This window comes from Rhodococcus sp. SORGH_AS_0301, from assembly GCF_030818285.1.
Taxonomy (GTDB): domain Bacteria; phylum Actinomycetota; class Actinomycetes; order Mycobacteriales; family Mycobacteriaceae; genus Rhodococcoides.
In genome coordinates, this window is sequence record NZ_JAUTAC010000002.1 from 2,621,499 (window position 1) to 2,636,237 (window position 14,739).

Here is a 14,739-nt window from a genome sequence, read left to right on the forward strand (position 1 = left end):
GCGGTCGAGACGGGTGCACCACCGCGCGGCAACGTGCTGATGACGGCGGTCGACCGCATCTCGAACGCCCTGGGTCGGTCGTCGATCTTCGCCGACATCGACTTCGACGACGAGGCGCATCCCTGGTTCCTGTCCGCGGAGGAGCGCGCCAACCCGGACACTCGCATCCGCGCCTGGACGGAGGGCAACCGTTGCGTCGCTCTCGTGCACGGCGACACCTACTTCCGCGTGCTGAACGAGCACCTGGCCGACGCGAAACCGGACGATCTGGTGTTGTTCACCGATTGGCGCGGCGACCCGGAGCAGGTGCTCACCGACCGCGGTCCGACGGTCGAGGACGCGCTGACCGGTGCCGCGACGCGCGGTGTCGTCGTCCGAGGTCTGCTGTGGCGTTCGCACGCGGAGGGCCTCGGATACACCGGCGGCAAGAACAGTGCCCTCGCGACCGCCCTCGAGGACGCGGGCGGTGAGTGCGTTCTCGATCAGCGCGTTCTGACGTTCGGGTCCCATCATCAGAAGCTCGTGGTGATGCGCTCCGCGTCGTATCCCGACGGCAACGTCGCCTTCGTGGGCGGGATCGATCTGGCCCGGTCGCGACGGGACGATGCGCACCATCACGGCGATGCCCTGAGCCGACCGTTTCCACCGGAGTACGGGGAGACCCCCGCCTGGCACGACCTGCAACTCGAGATGCGCGGTCCGGCCGTGCGCGACGTCGAGGACACCTTCCGGGAGCGCTGGGAGGATCCGGCGGCACTGTCGCGGCTGCCGTGGCACGTGGTGAGCGACGTCGTCCGCCGGCACCGGCGCGAGCCGTCCGAGCTGCCCACTGCCCTCCCCGACCCGGAGGCGACGGGAACGTGCTCGGTGCAGTTGCTCCGCACCTACCCGCGTCGCCGACCGTCCTACCCGTTCGCGCAGGACGGCGAGCGCAGCGCCGCCCGTGCGTACGCCAAAGCCCTCGGTCGCGCCGAGCGCCTGATCTACATCGAGGACCAGTACCTGTGGTCCGTGGACGTCGCGCGGGTCTTCGCGCGTGCGCTGCGGCGCTCGCCCCGGCTCCGCATGATCATCGTGGTACCCCGGCACCTCGACGACGACAGTGCGATGACCATCCCGCCGTCGCTCCTGGGTCACGCCGCCGCGTTGGACCTACTACGCGACGCGGGCGCCGACCGGGTGCTCGTCCTCGACGTGGAAAACGACGACAGCGTGCCGGTCTACGTGCACTCCAAGGTCTGCATCGTCGACGACGTGTGGGCGGCCGTCGGTAGCGACAACTTCAATCGCCGCTCCTGGACGCACGATTCGGAGCTCACGGCGGCCGTGGTCGACGAGGAGCGGGATGCGCGCGAGCCCGTCGATCCCGGTGGCCTGGGTGACGGTGCGCGGGTGTTCGCCCGAGATCTCCGCCTCGAGCTCCTCGCCGAACACCTGTCCCGTGGGAGCGGCGCGGACGCCGACGTCGCCGACCTCCTCGACCCGGACGACTGCTTCGACGCGGTCGCCGAGCAGGTCAGCGAGCTCGACGCGTGGCACGACGGGGGCCGCGACGGTGATCGCCCGCGGGGACGGTTGCGCATGCATGCCATCGAGGTGCCGCCGCTGTGGAAGCAGCGGGTGTTCTCGCTCCTCTACCGGCTGGTGGTCGACCCCGACGGCCGACCACTGCGGCTGCGGTTGACGCGCCGCTTCTGACGGTGCGGCCGCGCAGGATTCGCACGCCCACTCGCGGGTACCTGGGCGTTCGTGAGCCCCGACACCGTCCCACCGCCCGACATCGATGCGGCCGCGCGGGCGCTCGGTCATGCCGAACTGCATCCGCGACAACGTGACTCGATCGATGCCGTCGTGTCCGGACGAGACGTGCTGGCACTGCTGGCGAGCGGTTTCGGCAAGTCGGCCATCTATCAGGTCGCCGCGTCGCTGCTCGACGGGCCGACCGTCGTCCTGAGCCCGCTCATCGCGTTGCAACGCGATCAGGTGGACGGTCTGCGTCGTCGGTCGACACACGTGCGGGCGGTCGCGGTGCACTCCGAGCAGAGCGACACCGAGAACGAGCGTTCGTGGGAGTCCCTCGCTCGCGGTGAGGCGACCATCGTCTACCTGACGCCGGAAGCAGCCTCGCGGAACGAGGTGCAGGATCGGCTGCGCGCACTCGGCGTCGCGTGCGTCGCCGTCGACGAGGCCCACTGCATCGCCGCCCGGGGCCACGATTTCCGTCCGGCCTACCTTCGTCTCGGTCACGTGGCCGAGGCGATCGGACGCCCGCCGATCATCGCCGTCACCGCGACGGCTCCCCCGCCGATCCGTGACGAGATCACGACGCGCCTCGGCATGCTCGATCCGTTGACGGTGGTCGGCTCCTTCGATCGGCCCGAGATCCGGCTGTCCGTCGTCCGGCACCACGACGCGGACATGGCACTCCGGGCGGCCGTGGACGATGTCGTCCGGCGCTCGGAGTCCGGCGGGCAGGCCGGAGGCCGGTCGGAGTCGGGCGGGCAGGCCGGAGGCCGGTCGGAATCAGGCGGGCAGGCCGGAGGCCGGTCGGAATCAAACGGGCAGGCTGGAACCGGTCTCGTGTACACCGCCACTCGCGCGCAGGCGGAGGAGTTCGCGGCTCTGCTGGCGGAGCGCGGCCTCCGAGCGCTCGCGTATCACGCCGGTCTCGCACGGTCCGCGCGCGACGAGGCGCACGAGGCGTTCGCGGCCGGGACGGTCGACGTCGTCGCGGCCACGTCGGCGTTCGGGATGGGCATCGACAAGCCCGATGTCCGGTTCGTCGTCCACACTGCACCGCCCGATTCGCTGGAGCGGTACTACCAGGAGTTCGGCCGCGCCGGTCGCGACGGTGCGGACGCCGCTGCCGTCCTGCACTTTCGCGCCGAGGACCTGGGGCTGCCGTCGTTCTTCGCCACTCGCCGACCGCGCCCAGATGCGCTCGAGGCGGTGCAGGGGGCGCTGCGGTCCGCCACGGAACCGATGTCGACCGAGTCGCTCACGGGGTTGCCCGACCTGTCACCGCGCGCTGTGGAGACCGCCCTGGAGCTGCTCGATCACGTCGACGCCGTGCACCACACGGACGCCGGGTGGGTGCCCGGCAGCCTCTCGACGACCGAGGCCGTCGAGCGCGCACTGGAGGCGGCTCGCCGGCAGGAGACGGCGGCGCGATCGCGGGTGCAGATGGTGCGGACCTACGCCGAGACGCGGCGATGCCGACGACAGGTGCTCCTCGAGTACCTCGGCGAGGTGACGGAGCAACTCTGCGGTCGGTGCGACACCTGCGAGTCCGGCACCGCGGCCGAGTCCGACGTCAACGGCGGTGACACGAGCTACCAGCCCGGCGACACGCTGCATCACCGCGACTGGGGCGCGGGGCACGTGGTGTCGGCCGAGGCGGACCGCGTCACCGTGCACTTTCCCGAACACGGTTACCGCACCCTGGCGACCACGATCCTGGAGGAGCGCGACATCGCCGAGTGACAGCCTCGAAACGGACCTTCGACGACCTGCGGGAGCCGAGAACCGGGGCCGACCACGACGGACGCGCGAGACTCGGACCGCAGGTTCGTTTAGCGCGTCGACCTGGCGGTTCCGAGCGCGGATCGACTGGGAAGACCGTAGATTCGCGCATGACAGACATCCCCGGGGGAGGGTGTGCCGTCGCTCCTTCCTGCCCGTCGAGTGTGAGGTTGCTAGACCACATGACAGACCTGAAGCCCTTCTTCAAGAACGTTCAGTCGCACTACGACCTGTCCGACGACTTCTTCGCGCTCTTCCTCGACCCCACGTGGACGTACAGCTGTGCGTACTTCGAGCGCGAGGACATGACGCTCGAGGAGGCACAGCTCGCGAAGATCGATCTGGCCCTGGACAAGTTGGGCCTCGAGTCGGGCATGCGCCTGCTCGACGTCGGCTGCGGATGGGGAACCGCGATGATCCGCGCCCGCGAGCGGTTCGATGTGGACGTGGTCGGCCTGACGCTCAGCGAGCACCAGTTCGGACGCGTCCAGTCCCGTCTGGACGACCTCACGGGCGACCGCAAGGCCGAGGTACGCCTGCAGGGCTGGGAGGAGTTCGACGAGCCGGTCGATCGGATCGTCAGCATCGGCGCCTTCGAGCACTTCCGTCGCGCGCGCCACGTCCCGTTCTTCGAGAAGGCGCACTCGCTGCTCCCCTCCGACGGAGTCATGTTGCTGCACACCATCGTCGGCTACGGACTGGACGATCTGGCGGAGAAGGGTGTCGCCGTCGACAAGCGCGACGCCGTCTTCATGCGCTTCATCCTCCGGGAGATCTTCCCCGGCGGGGAGCTCGAGCGCCCGGGCACCATCCAGGAACGCGCGACGTCCGTCGGGTTCTCGGTCGACCGGGTGCACTCGTTGCAGCAGCACTACGCCCGCACGCTGGAGATCTGGACGGAGAACCTCGAGGCCCGCAAGGACGAGGCCATCGCGATCGCCGGCGACGAGGTCTACGAGCGCTACATCAAGTACCTCGGCGGATGTGCGAAGCAGTTCCGCCGAGGAACCATCGACATCATGCAGTTCACGCTGTCCAAGTAGAACCACGCCGTTTGGAACCATGTCGGCGGGGAAGCCGCCGGCATGGTCTCCCACGGCAGCTACACATCGTCGGTAACGCGACCGGGTTGGTGAGCTACGGCGACATCACGCTGCTCACCGATCCCAACTTCCTGCACGCCGGCGAGCGTGCCTATCTCGGTCACGGTCTGTTCTCCACACGCCGTCTCGATCCGGCCGTCTCGATCGACGAGTTGCCACCGCTGTCCGCGATCGTGTTGTCGCACATGCACGGAGACCACTGGGACCGGCGCGCACAGAGCGGGCTCGACCGGTCGCTGCCGGTGTTCACCACGGGTCACGCCGCCTCGAAACTGACCCGTCGCGGCTTCGAGGCGGCGACCGGACTGTCGACGTGGGAATCACGACGCCTGCGAGTCGGAGAGCAGGTCGTGACGATCACGGCGATGCCCGGTCGGCACGGCCCCGTCTGGGCACAGCGTCTGCGGGTGCTTCCGCCGGTGATGGGCACGATGCTCGAGTTCGGATCCGCGGAGTCCGACACCGTCGACCTGCGCGTGTACGTCTCCGGCGACACCCTGATGGTCGACGAGCTCCGGGAGATCCCCACGCGCTATCCGGACATCGACACCGGTGTCGTGCACCTCGGTGGCACCACCCTGCCGTTCGGGCAGAACCCGCGCTGGGGAGCGATGGTGACGATGGACGGCCGCCAGGGCACCGACGCCATGCAGCTCGTCGACCCGGCGCAGGTACTGCCCGTGCATGTCGACGACTACGGTGTCTTCGCCTCTCCCCTGTCCGACTTCTCCCGCGAGATGCGCGCGCGAGGTCTCGGTGACCGCATCACCTACGTCGGGCGCGGCGAGACGGTGCCGCTGAGACGGTGACGTCGGCAGGGTTTTCGCGCCTCGGGACGCGGGTAGGCCACCTGGACACGAGACCCGACGTCAGGACCCGAGAGAAGGAGGCAGTCGTGCCCACCACGAACGACGACGGCAAGCCCATCGAGTCGGAGCTGCCCTCCACCCTGCAGAAATCGGACGAGAAGGCGCAGCGCACCTTCGCGAAGACACTCGACTCCGCGGAGGAGGAATACGACGACGAGCAGCGGGCGCACCGAGTCGCCTACTCCTCGCTGAAGCACAGCTACGAGAAGGTGGGCGACCACTGGGAGCCGAAGGACGAGAAAGGCCCCTCCGACGAGCGCGCCGAGAGCGGCGGCCCGAACCCGAAGGGCCGCAGCGCCGGCGGCGTCGACGCGAACGCGTCGAAGAAGCACCTCGAGGAGGTCGCTCGCGACCTCGACGTGCACGGCCGATCGACGATGACCAAGGACGAGTTGGTCGACGCCATCGACAAGGAGAACAGGAAGCAGACCGCGAAGAAGCGGTGAGGAGTCAGCGGAAGGCCTGCTGGCCGGTCAGCGCCTTACCGATGGACAGCATGTGCATCTCGCTGGTTCCCTCGTAGGTGAGCACGGACTCCAGGTTGTTGGCGTGCCGCAACGGCGAGTACTCCAGAGTGATGCCGCTACCGCCCAGGATCGTGCGGCACTCGCGAGCGATGGCGATGGCCTCGCGCACGTTGTTGAGCTTGCCCAGACTCACCTGATCCGGCGTGATCTCACCGCGGTCCTTGATCCTGCCGAGGTGGACGGCGAGAAGGAACCCCTTGCCGAGCTCGAGCGTCATGTCGGCCAGCTTCTGTTGCGTAAGCTGGAAACTCGCGAGCGGCCGGTCGAACACCTCGCGGGAGTTCGCGTACGCAATGGCGGTCTCGAGACTGTCTCGCGCTGCGCCGAGAGCGCCGAACACGATGCCGAACCGCGCCTCGTTGAGGCAGGAGAGCGGAGCTCCGAGACTGGTGGCACCCGGCAGCATTGCCGACGACGGCAACCGGATGTCGTCGAAGACGAGTTCCGCCGTCACCGACGCGCGGAGCGACAACTTCTTACCGATGGCGTGAGCGGCGAAACCCGGTGCGTCCGTAGGCACGACGAATCCACGAAAGCCCTCGTCGGTCCGCGCCCACACCGTTGCCACGTCGGCGAGGGTGCCGTTGGTGATCCACATCTTGGAGCCGGAGAGGATCCAGTCGTCGCCGTCCCGTCGGGCGCGGGTGCGCATTCCCGACGGGTTGGAGCCGAAGTCGGCCTCGGTCAGCCCGAAACACCCGATGGCCTCCCCGGTGGCGAGACGCGGGAGCCATTCCTGCTTCTGCTCCTCCGACCCGTAGCGGTGGATCGAGAACATGGACAACGAACCCTGCACGGAGACGAAGCTCCGGAACCCGCTGTCGCCCGCCTCGAGTTCCATGCACGCGAGGCCGTAGCTCACCGCATTGGTCCCGGCGCAGCCGTACCCCTCGAGGTGCATGCCCATCAGACCCATGCCGCCGAACTCGCGGGCGATCTCACGCGGAAGGGTGCCGGCCTCGAACCAGTCCCCCACCTCGGGCTTGAGCCGCTTGTCGACGAACGCGCGGACCGTGGCCGCGATGTCACGCTCGTCCTCGTCGAGCAGGGAGTCGGCGGCGAAGAGGTCGAGCGGTCCGACGGGTGCTGCGGTGGTACGCGGTGCGGTGGTCGTCATTCTGTCGAACCTACCCGGATTCGGGCCTGTACTCGATGAGTCTCGCGCTGTTACCGACGACGATGATGGACGACGCGTTGTGCAGGATCGCCGCGAGAACCGGCGACAGTGCTCCGCCGGCACTGACGGCCAGTCCGATCGCGTTGACCGCGATCGACATGCCGTAGTTCTGGCGGATGACGGCCACCGAGCGCCGCCCCAGGGCGCGCACGTCGAGCAGTCGCGCCAGATCGTCCCCGGCGAGTGCCACGTCCGCGGTCGCCACCGCGACGTCGGTCCCGGCGGCACCCATCGCGATGCCGATGTCCGCGGCCGCGAGCGCCGGCGCGTCGTTGGTGCCGTCGCCGACGACCGCGACGATGTGGCCCTCGGCCTGCAGGGCGCGGACGACGTCGAGCTTGTCCTCGGGCATGACCTCGGCGCGCCACTCGTCGATACCGAGCTCGGCCGCGACGGCGGCGGCCGTGGCCGGGTTGTCCCCGGTGAGCATCACGATGCGGTGCACACCGTCGGCCCGCAACGCGCGCAGTACCTCGGCGGCGTTGTGGCGGATCTCGTCGCGCAGACTGACCAGCCCGACCAACACGCCGTCGACCGCGAGGAGCAGCGGTGTCTCGGCGCGGTGCTGCAGACGGGACACCCAGTCGGACGCCTCCTCGGAGACCTCGACGTTCTCTCTGCGCAGCAGCGGCGCACTGCCCAGCAGCAGCGTCCGGCCGTCCGAGACGGTCCGCATGCCCAACCCGACGAGCACCTCGCACTCCTCGTGCGGTGGAATCTCGATGCGACGTTCCTCGGTACTGCGAATCACGGCTTCCGCCAACGGATGCCGAGAGTGGATCTCGGAGCTGGCCGCATAGGCGAGCACCTGCTCCGGCTCCCACGCGTCGTGGAACGCGATCACGTTGGTCACCACCGGGCGCCCGACCGTCAGCGTTCCCGTCTTGTCGAAGACGACGGCGTCGACACGGCCTGCCTGTTCGAGGTGGGACCCGCCCTTGATGAGGATTCCGCGCCGGGCACCGTTGCCGATGGCAGCGCTGATGGCGGTGGGGGTGGACAGACCGACCGCGCACGGGCACGCGACGAGCAGCATGGTCATGGCCCGGCGGACGTCACGGGTGACGAGCAGCGTGGCGGCCGAGAGCAGGAACGACGCGGGCACGAAGCGACGGGAGAAGTTGTCGCCCACCGTCTGGATGGGCGCGCGATCCTCCTGCGCCTCTTCGACCCGGGCGATGATGCGGCCGATCGCCGTGTCGCGACCCACGGCCGACGCGCGGACGACGACGCGGCCGCGCAACACGACGGATCCGGCCGACAGCCGGGTCCCCACGGTCACAGTGACCGGCAGCGTCTCGCCGGTGATGGCGGACTGGTCGACGACGGCGTCGCCCTCGATCACGGTGCCGTCGACCGGGACTCCGACGTGGTCGTGCACCACGACCTCGTCGCCGACCTCGAGCGAGTCGATGTCCACGGAGACCTCGGCACCGTCACCGGTCCGGATCCACGCGGTGTCGTGGGTGCCGCTGAGCAGATCCGAGATGGCACGCCTGGTGCGGCGCAGCGTCAGCTCCTGGAGGTACTCGCCGATGTTCAGCAGCCACAGCACGGTGAGGGCGACGACGTTCTCACGCAGGACGAGGCTCGCGACCGTCGCCGCGGACACCAGGGCGTCCGTTCCGGCCGCGCGGCCTCCCGTGAGGGACCGCACGGCGCCCTTCAGGAAGGGATAGCCGGTGAAGACGGAGACCCCGGTGGCGACGAGCCGACTGGTGGGGCCCAGCACGGGAGGTCGGCGCAGCGCGTACCGGCGCAGGCCCAGCAGGACCAGGGCCGCTCCGCCCACCGTCATGCGCAGCAGCTCGCCGGTACCGACGTCTGCCGACCGTGGTGTGCGCACCGCGGCCTGGCCCGGCGTGAGCGCGGTCGCCGCGGGTACGGCCGTCAGCGCGGCCAGCACCGACGCGGGGTCGGTACGGGAGCGGGAGTACCAGACGACGACGGACGCCGTCCGAGGGAACGCGTGCACGGCGCGGACACCGGGAACGGCGTCGAGAAAGTCCTCGACCGCGACCGCGCGGACGTCACTGCCGGCGATCCAGTCGAGTCGGACGCGCATCCTGCCGGCGCCGTGGGACAGGACCTCGAGTGCTGCGGGTGTCGGCGTCTCGGCGGGACCGGTGTCCGTGCGAGCGGCGACCGCGGTGCTCACGTCGGCGCTCAGTGGTCGTGGCCGTGACCGACGTCGGACGCCGCCGGGGGCCGCGCCTCCTCACCCATGCGATCCTTCGCCTCGGCGACCACGTCGGAGACCGCGAGACGGGCGGACTCGGCCTTGACCTCCGCCTTGCGCACCCCCCGCAGGCTCACCTCGGTGACCCGGACGGCAGCCTCGCGCAGCGGTGCACGCTCGACGATCTTCTTCACACCGTTGTAGGCCGCGACGCCCACGACCCCGGTCACGACGGTGGACGCCGCCTTGGCGATGACGGGAAACATCATGGTGGGACTCCCTCTGCACCGCGCTGCGAGCAGCTGCGGATCGGTGACGGTGGATCGCCTGCGAGGACGACGTGCAGCGATCATAGCGTTACCGACAACCGTTGTCGGATCGGACGGGCGACGTCGGCCGGTTTGCCCCCATCGTGACGAACCCCTACTGTCTCGACGACAACGATTATCAGTATCGACAGAAGGCGGAGGGCCACCACCGTGCTCGAGGTCGAGGACCTGACCGTCCGGGTCGGCGCCACCACGCTCGTGACCGGCATCACGTTCGATGTCGTTGCGGGACACCGTGTCGCACTGGTCGGCGCGTCCGGCTCCAGGAAATCCGTGATCGCGTCCGCCGTCGTCGGCGTCACCCCTCCCGACCTGGTCGTCGACGGTCACGTGCGCATCGGCGGTCACGACGTGGCGGGCACGCCCGTCCCCCGCCGCCCCCGTGACGCCCGGGCGGCGATGGTCTTCCAGGACGCGTCGTCCGCACTCGCCCCCTTCCTCACAGTCGGACGGCAGCTCGATCTCGCACTGCGCCATCGCGGCGAGGCGAGTCGGCGACGTGCCGACCGAGAGGAACTGTTGCGGGGCATGGCTTTCACCGATCCCGAGCGCATCGCGGCAGCGCGTCCGGCCCAGCTCTCCGGCGGGCAGCGTCAGCGTGTCTGCATCGCGATGGCTCTGGCCTCGAACGCCCCGGTGATCGTGGCCGACGAGCCCACCACGGCACTCGACGTGGTCAGCCAGAGCACCGTCGTCGCGACTCTCGGCGCCGCGACCGGCGGCGATCGAGGACCCGCCCTGCTGTTCGTCACGCACGACCTGGCCGTCGCCGCCTCTCTCTGCGACCGCGTCGTGGTCGCCGACCGGGGATCGATCATCGAGACAGGCACCGTCACAGACATTCTCGCAGCACCGCGCCATCCCGTCACGGCGAGGCTCGTCTCGCGCGCACGGTCCGCCGACGCGGCGCTGCACTCCGCCCCGGTCGCATCGTGACGTCGGGATCTCCCGGTCTGCACGGCCGCGCACTGACGCGCCGGTACGACGGACACACGCTCGCGGTCGACGACGTCACCGTCTCCCTCGCGCCCTCGGAGCGAATCGCACTCGTCGGCGCCTCCGGCTCGGGCAAGTCGACCCTGCTCCGGATGCTGCTGGCGATGGAGACGACCGACTCCGGCGAGGTGACACTCGACGGCGCCGCGATCCGGCCGGGAACGGCCCGCTCGACCCGCTGGTTCCGCCGCGAGGTGCAGTACGTTCCGCAGGATCCCGGTTCCTCACTGGACCCGCGTCGCACCGTGCTCGACTCGGTCGCCGCACCGCTGCGGTGGCTGCGGTGCGAGGGCGATCACCGCGCTCGCGCCCTCGCGGCCCTGGACTCGGTGGAGGTGGCCGCGTCGATGGTCGGCGCCCGCACCGGTGAGCTCTCGGGCGGCCAGAGACAACGGGTGGCCATCGCTCGCGCCCTCGCGTGCCGACCCCGCTACCTCGTCGCCGACGAACCGGTCAGTGGACTCGACCTGCCCCTGCGAGATCTCGTCCTGGATGTCCTCGAGACCGTGTGCGACCGCGACGGCACCGCGTCGCTGCTGGTGACGCACGATCTCGCCGTCGCCGCCCGCACGAGTGACCGTCTTCTGGTCATGGCCGACGGCGTGATCGTCGAGACTGGCTGCACCACCACGGTTCTCGGGTCCCCGCAGCACACCCACACCCGCGCCCTGGTCGATGCGGTACCGCGTCTTCCCGTCCGCGCGCACCTGTAGTTCGTTCCGTCCGACCTTCCCTCGAAAGATTGCCCATGATGCGGTCCCCCCGCCGAATGCTGCCCCTCTCCGCCGTTCTCACCGTGTCGGTGCTCGCGCTGTCCGGCTGTTTCGCGGCATCACCGTCCGCCGACGACGGGAGCGGCCGAGTGCGTGTGGCGATGCTGCAGCCGCCGCGCTCCGGGCTGACCCCGCTGAGCGACGACGCCTTCAAGTTGTCCCGGTGGTCGACGGCCGAGACCCTCGTCGTACTGGACGATCTCGGCGAGGCACAGCCTGCCCTCGCCACCGCCTGGACTCGCGTCGACGACACGACCTGGAGCATCGACCTGCGGCCCGACGTCCGGTTCCACGACGGTGCGCCGCTCGACGCCGCCGCGGTGGTCACCGCGCTCACCGCGGCCACCACCGCCTCGCCGAAGCCCCGCATTCTCGACGGTGTCGACATGACCGTCGAGGCGGACGGCACGGACACCGTGACGGTGCGCACCGCGACGGTGGATCCGCTGATACCCCAGCGACTGTCGAGTCCGCAGCTGGCCATCCTCTCGCCGGACGCGTACGCGGGCGGTGGCCCCGTCGATCCCGTCGGACACGGCACCGGCGCGTTCGTGCTCACCGCGGTGGACGGCACGTCCACGGCGACACTCGATCGCAACGACGACTACTGGGGTGGTCCGGCCAAGGCCTCGGGCATCGACGTGAGTTTCGTCCCCGACGGCACAGCGCGGGCCGCGGCGCTGCGAAACGGCACCGCCGACATCGTCGAGGCAGTGCCGGTGTCGCAGGCGGCGCTGGTCGATCCGGCACTCGTGCACGAGGTGCCCATGCCGCGCACCAACACCCTGTATCTGAACAACAGGACGGGCGCCTTCGCCGACCCGTCGATGCGTGCCGCGGCGCGGGAGGCCGTCGATGCCGATCGACTCGTCGACCAGGTGTACGAGGGCCGAGCCGACGTCGCCCGCGGACTTCTGGGACCCGCCCTGCCGTGGACGGCGGATCGGCCCGCACGCACGACCGCCCCGGCCGGCGATCCCGCGGGACGACGGATCACCCTGGGCACCTTCACCGATCGCGCGGAACTACCCGAGGTGGCGGTGCTGCTGCAGCAGGAGCTCGAGGCCCGCGGTTTCGTGGTGGAACAGGTGGTCCGGGAGTACCAGTTCATCGAGGCCGATGCTCTCGCCGGCGCGTTCGACGCGTTCATCCTGTCGCGGGCGACCGTGCTCGACTCGGGTGACCCCGTCGCCTACATGTACTCCGACTTCGCCTGTGCCGGATCCTTCACGATCGCGCAGTTCTGCGACCCTGCCGTCGATTCCGCTCTGGCCACCGCCTCGGCGACCGAGCCGGGAGCAGCGCGCCGCGCCGCCGTCCTCGAGGCGGAGCGGCTGATACTCGAGCGCGATGCGGTGGTGCCGATGCTGCACGAGCGCGTCGTGCAGGGTGAGGCCGCGTCGGTGTCGGGTGCGGCGCGCGATCCGCGGGAACGGATGTTGGTCACCACCGACACCACGGTCGGATGACGTCCGGCCGCGTCCTCGTCTCCGCCTCTCGCCTGCTGTCCGTCTCGGGCGTGATCGTGGTGGTCGCACTGCTGCCGTGGCTGTCGGGCCGCGACCCGGCGTTGTCGATCCTGCGTGCGCGCTCCGCCGACCAGGAGCCGACACCCGCCGCGCTCGCCGCGATCCGCGCCGATCTGGGACTCGATGCGGGTCCGATCACGCTGCTGCGCCAGTGGTTCGGCGGAGTCCTGCGGGGCGATCTCGGTACGTCGTGGAACACCGGCAGGCCCGTTCTACCCGGCGCCCTCGACGCGCTCGCCGTCTCGACGACCCTGATGGGCTTCGCCCTCGCGGTGGCCTGTGCGGTGGCGACGGTGATCGTGGCTCCGGCACTGCGCGCCGGGCTGCGGGGGCGGCCGTCCCGCTCGTCGGGTGTCGGCGCCTCGGTTCTCACCTCGGTGCCGGAGTTCCTGCTGGCATCCGTCGCAGTGATCGTCGGCAGTGTGTGGCTGTCGCTTCCGTCGTACGGCTGGACCGGTCCGACCTCGGCGATCCTCCCGGCTCTCGCACTCGGCCTCCCGGCCGGCGGGCTGCTGGGTCGTCTGCTCGCCGATGCCGTGTCGGTGTCGTTCACCGAGGCGTGGGTGACCACGTGGACGGTCGCCGACGTGGATCGCGGCACGCTCGCCAGTGCGGTGCTGCGCCGCGCGGCCTCGTCGCTCACCTCCCAGATGGCCCTCGTGATGGTGGGGCTCCTCGGTGGGGCCGTCGCGGTCGAACGCGTCTTCGCCATCCCGGGGATCGGACGATCGATGCTCGGAAATGCTCAGTCGCAGGACCTTCCGGCACTGCAGGCCGACATCCTGCTGCTCATGGGGGTCAGCGTCCTCATCGGTGTGGCCGCGCAGGCCGCCCGCCGGGCACTGCTCGGCCGGTCGGTGCACGATCGCGCTGTCCCGGTACCCACCGCACGAGTCGCCGCGGGTCGGCTCCCGTTCGTCGTGCCCGCCGTCGCCGCGAGCGCGCTGGGCATCATGGTGCTCGTCGGCCTGCCCCGCGACCCGTTCGCCACCACGCGAGGAAAATTCCTGCCGCCGTCCCTCGCACATCCTTTCGGCACCGACGCATCGGGACGCGACGTGCTCGCCCGCGTCGCTCACGGTGCGGCACACACCGTCACCGTGTCCGCGACGGTCGCACTGGGATGTGTGCTCGTGGGTCTGGTTCTCGGTTCGGCGGCGCGGGTGTTCACCGGTCCGATCGAGGTGACCAACGCTGCGCCTCCGGTCATCGCCGGCGTGATCGTCGCCTCCGTCGTGGGCCCCGGTGCCGCAGCAGCGGCCGTGGCCGTCCTGTCGGTCTCGTGGGCGCCCCTGGCCGCGCACACCGCAGCGCTGTCGGCCGAGGTTGCGGCCAGGCCGTACGTCGCCGTCCTCCCCACCCTCGGCGCAGGTCGACTCCGCGTGCTGTTCGGATCGGTGCTGCCGGCGGTCGGCCCCGCCGTTCTGCGTCACGGAGTGCTACGGCTGCCGGGCATCGCCCTGGCGCTCGCCGCCCTGGGCTTCCTGGGGCTCGGACCGCAACCACCCAGTCCCGACTGGGGTCTCGTGCTGGCCGACGGGGTGTCCACGGTGGAACGGGCGCCCTGGGTGGCTCTCGCGCCCCTGGTGAGCCTCGTTCTACTGTCGGTCACGGCGGTCTCGCTGTCGAGCGCCGTGCGATCCCGCCGTGGGCGTCGGCCCACCGGCGATCCTGCCGCACAGGCCGACCGTCCCACCGCGCTCTCCGCGTGCTGAGGGCATCTCGCCGCGGTCGG

At 70.3% G+C, this 14,739-nt stretch carries 12 protein-coding genes; 9 read left to right on the plus strand and 3 right to left on the minus strand.

Going from position 1 to position 14,739, the window contains the following annotated elements; genetic code table 11:
• Nucleotides 1–39 precede the first annotated feature (39 nt).
• The 5 genes from QE397_RS12890 (at nt 40) to QE397_RS12910 (ending at nt 5,940) form a co-directional block, all read left to right on the plus strand.
• Complete coding sequence (locus QE397_RS12890) at nt 40–1,698, plus strand: phospholipase D family protein (protein ID WP_307097540.1); 1,659 nt, start codon at nt 40–42, stop codon at nt 1,696–1,698.
• 51 nt (nt 1,699–1,749) lie between these two features.
• Nucleotides 1,750–3,483 (plus strand): RecQ family ATP-dependent DNA helicase, encoded by a 1,734-nt coding sequence (locus tag QE397_RS12895; protein WP_307095144.1) that lies wholly within the window; start codon nt 1,750–1,752, stop codon nt 3,481–3,483.
• Between the two features lie 221 nt (nt 3,484–3,704).
• Nucleotides 3,705–4,565, plus strand: coding sequence for a cyclopropane mycolic acid synthase family methyltransferase (locus tag QE397_RS12900; protein WP_027503980.1), 861 nt, complete (start codon nt 3,705–3,707; stop codon nt 4,563–4,565).
• 89 nt (nt 4,566–4,654) lie between these two features.
• Complete coding sequence (locus QE397_RS12905) at nt 4,655–5,434, plus strand: MBL fold metallo-hydrolase (protein ID WP_307095147.1); 780 nt, start codon at nt 4,655–4,657, stop codon at nt 5,432–5,434.
• A gap of 86 nt (nt 5,435–5,520) precedes the next feature.
• Nucleotides 5,521–5,940 carry a ChaB family protein gene (locus tag QE397_RS12910; RefSeq protein WP_222638235.1) on the plus strand — a complete coding sequence of 140 codons (420 nt, stop codon included), beginning with the start codon at nt 5,521–5,523 and terminating at the stop codon, nt 5,938–5,940.
• Nucleotides 5,941–5,944: 4 nt separating this feature from the next.
• Here the strand turns inward: QE397_RS12910 and QE397_RS12915 are convergent, their stop codons facing one another.
• The 3 genes from QE397_RS12915 to QE397_RS12925 all read right to left on the minus strand — a co-directional run bounded on the left by QE397_RS12915 (nt 5,945) and on the right by QE397_RS12925 (nt 9,646).
• The gene (locus tag QE397_RS12915) at nt 5,945–7,138 is read right to left on the minus strand and encodes an acyl-CoA dehydrogenase family protein (protein WP_027503983.1); all 1,194 of its coding nucleotides are present in this window, start codon (nt 7,136–7,138) and stop codon (nt 5,945–5,947) included.
• 10 nt (nt 7,139–7,148) lie between these two features.
• Nucleotides 7,149–9,263, minus strand: a complete 2,115-nt coding sequence (locus tag QE397_RS12920; RefSeq protein ID WP_307097542.1) for a cation-translocating P-type ATPase — start codon at nt 9,261–9,263, stop codon at nt 7,149–7,151.
• A gap of 101 nt (nt 9,264–9,364) precedes the next feature.
• A complete protein-coding gene (locus QE397_RS12925; RefSeq protein ID WP_307095149.1) occupies nt 9,365–9,646 on the minus strand; it encodes a DUF1490 family protein in 282 nt (93 codons plus the stop codon).
• A gap of 210 nt (nt 9,647–9,856) precedes the next feature.
• On the opposite strand from QE397_RS12925, the gene QE397_RS12930 reads away from it, so the two are divergent.
• Genes QE397_RS12930 through QE397_RS12945 form a run of 4 tightly spaced genes read left to right on the plus strand, consistent with a single transcriptional unit; the run spans nt 9,857 to nt 14,719 of the window.
• Nucleotides 9,857–10,642: an ATP-binding cassette domain-containing protein gene (locus tag QE397_RS12930; protein WP_307095150.1), complete on the plus strand. Its 786-nt coding sequence runs from the start codon at nt 9,857–9,859 to the stop codon at nt 10,640–10,642.
• Complete coding sequence (locus tag QE397_RS12935; RefSeq protein WP_307095153.1) at nt 10,639–11,415, plus strand: ABC transporter ATP-binding protein; 777 nt, start codon at nt 10,639–10,641, stop codon at nt 11,413–11,415. The genes QE397_RS12930 and QE397_RS12935 overlap by 4 nt, the downstream gene beginning before the upstream one ends.
• A gap of 35 nt (nt 11,416–11,450) precedes the next feature.
• Nucleotides 11,451–12,944: an ABC transporter substrate-binding protein gene (locus tag QE397_RS12940; protein WP_307095154.1), complete on the plus strand. Its 1,494-nt coding sequence runs from the start codon at nt 11,451–11,453 to the stop codon at nt 12,942–12,944.
• The gene (locus QE397_RS12945; protein ID WP_307095156.1) at nt 12,941–14,719 is read left to right on the plus strand and encodes an ABC transporter permease subunit; all 1,779 of its coding nucleotides are present in this window, start codon (nt 12,941–12,943) and stop codon (nt 14,717–14,719) included. Before QE397_RS12940 ends, QE397_RS12945 begins: the two co-directional genes overlap by 4 nt.
• The last annotated feature ends 20 nt before the right edge of the window (nt 14,720–14,739 follow it).

What these genes read in the sequence shown, in the direction of transcription:
- QE397_RS12890 (WP_307097540.1), top strand. Translation starts at nt 40, where the DNA reads ATGACGGCGGTCGACCGCATCTCGAACGCCCTGGGTCGGTCGTCGATC.
- QE397_RS12900 (WP_027503980.1), top strand. Translation starts at nt 3,705, where the DNA reads ATGACAGACCTGAAGCCCTTCTTCAAGAACGTTCAGTCGCACTACGAC.
- QE397_RS12915 (WP_027503983.1), bottom strand. Translation starts at nt 7,138, where the DNA reads ATGACGACCACCGCACCGCGTACCACCGCAGCACCCGTCGGACCGCTC.
- QE397_RS12920 (WP_307097542.1), bottom strand. Translation starts at nt 9,263, where the DNA reads ATGCGCGTCCGACTCGACTGGATCGCCGGCAGTGACGTCCGCGCGGTC.
- QE397_RS12925 (WP_307095149.1), bottom strand. Translation starts at nt 9,646, where the DNA reads ATGATGTTTCCCGTCATCGCCAAGGCGGCGTCCACCGTCGTGACCGGG.
- QE397_RS12940 (WP_307095154.1), top strand. Translation starts at nt 11,451, where the DNA reads ATGATGCGGTCCCCCCGCCGAATGCTGCCCCTCTCCGCCGTTCTCACC.
- QE397_RS12945 (WP_307095156.1), top strand. Translation starts at nt 12,941, where the DNA reads ATGACGTCCGGCCGCGTCCTCGTCTCCGCCTCTCGCCTGCTGTCCGTC.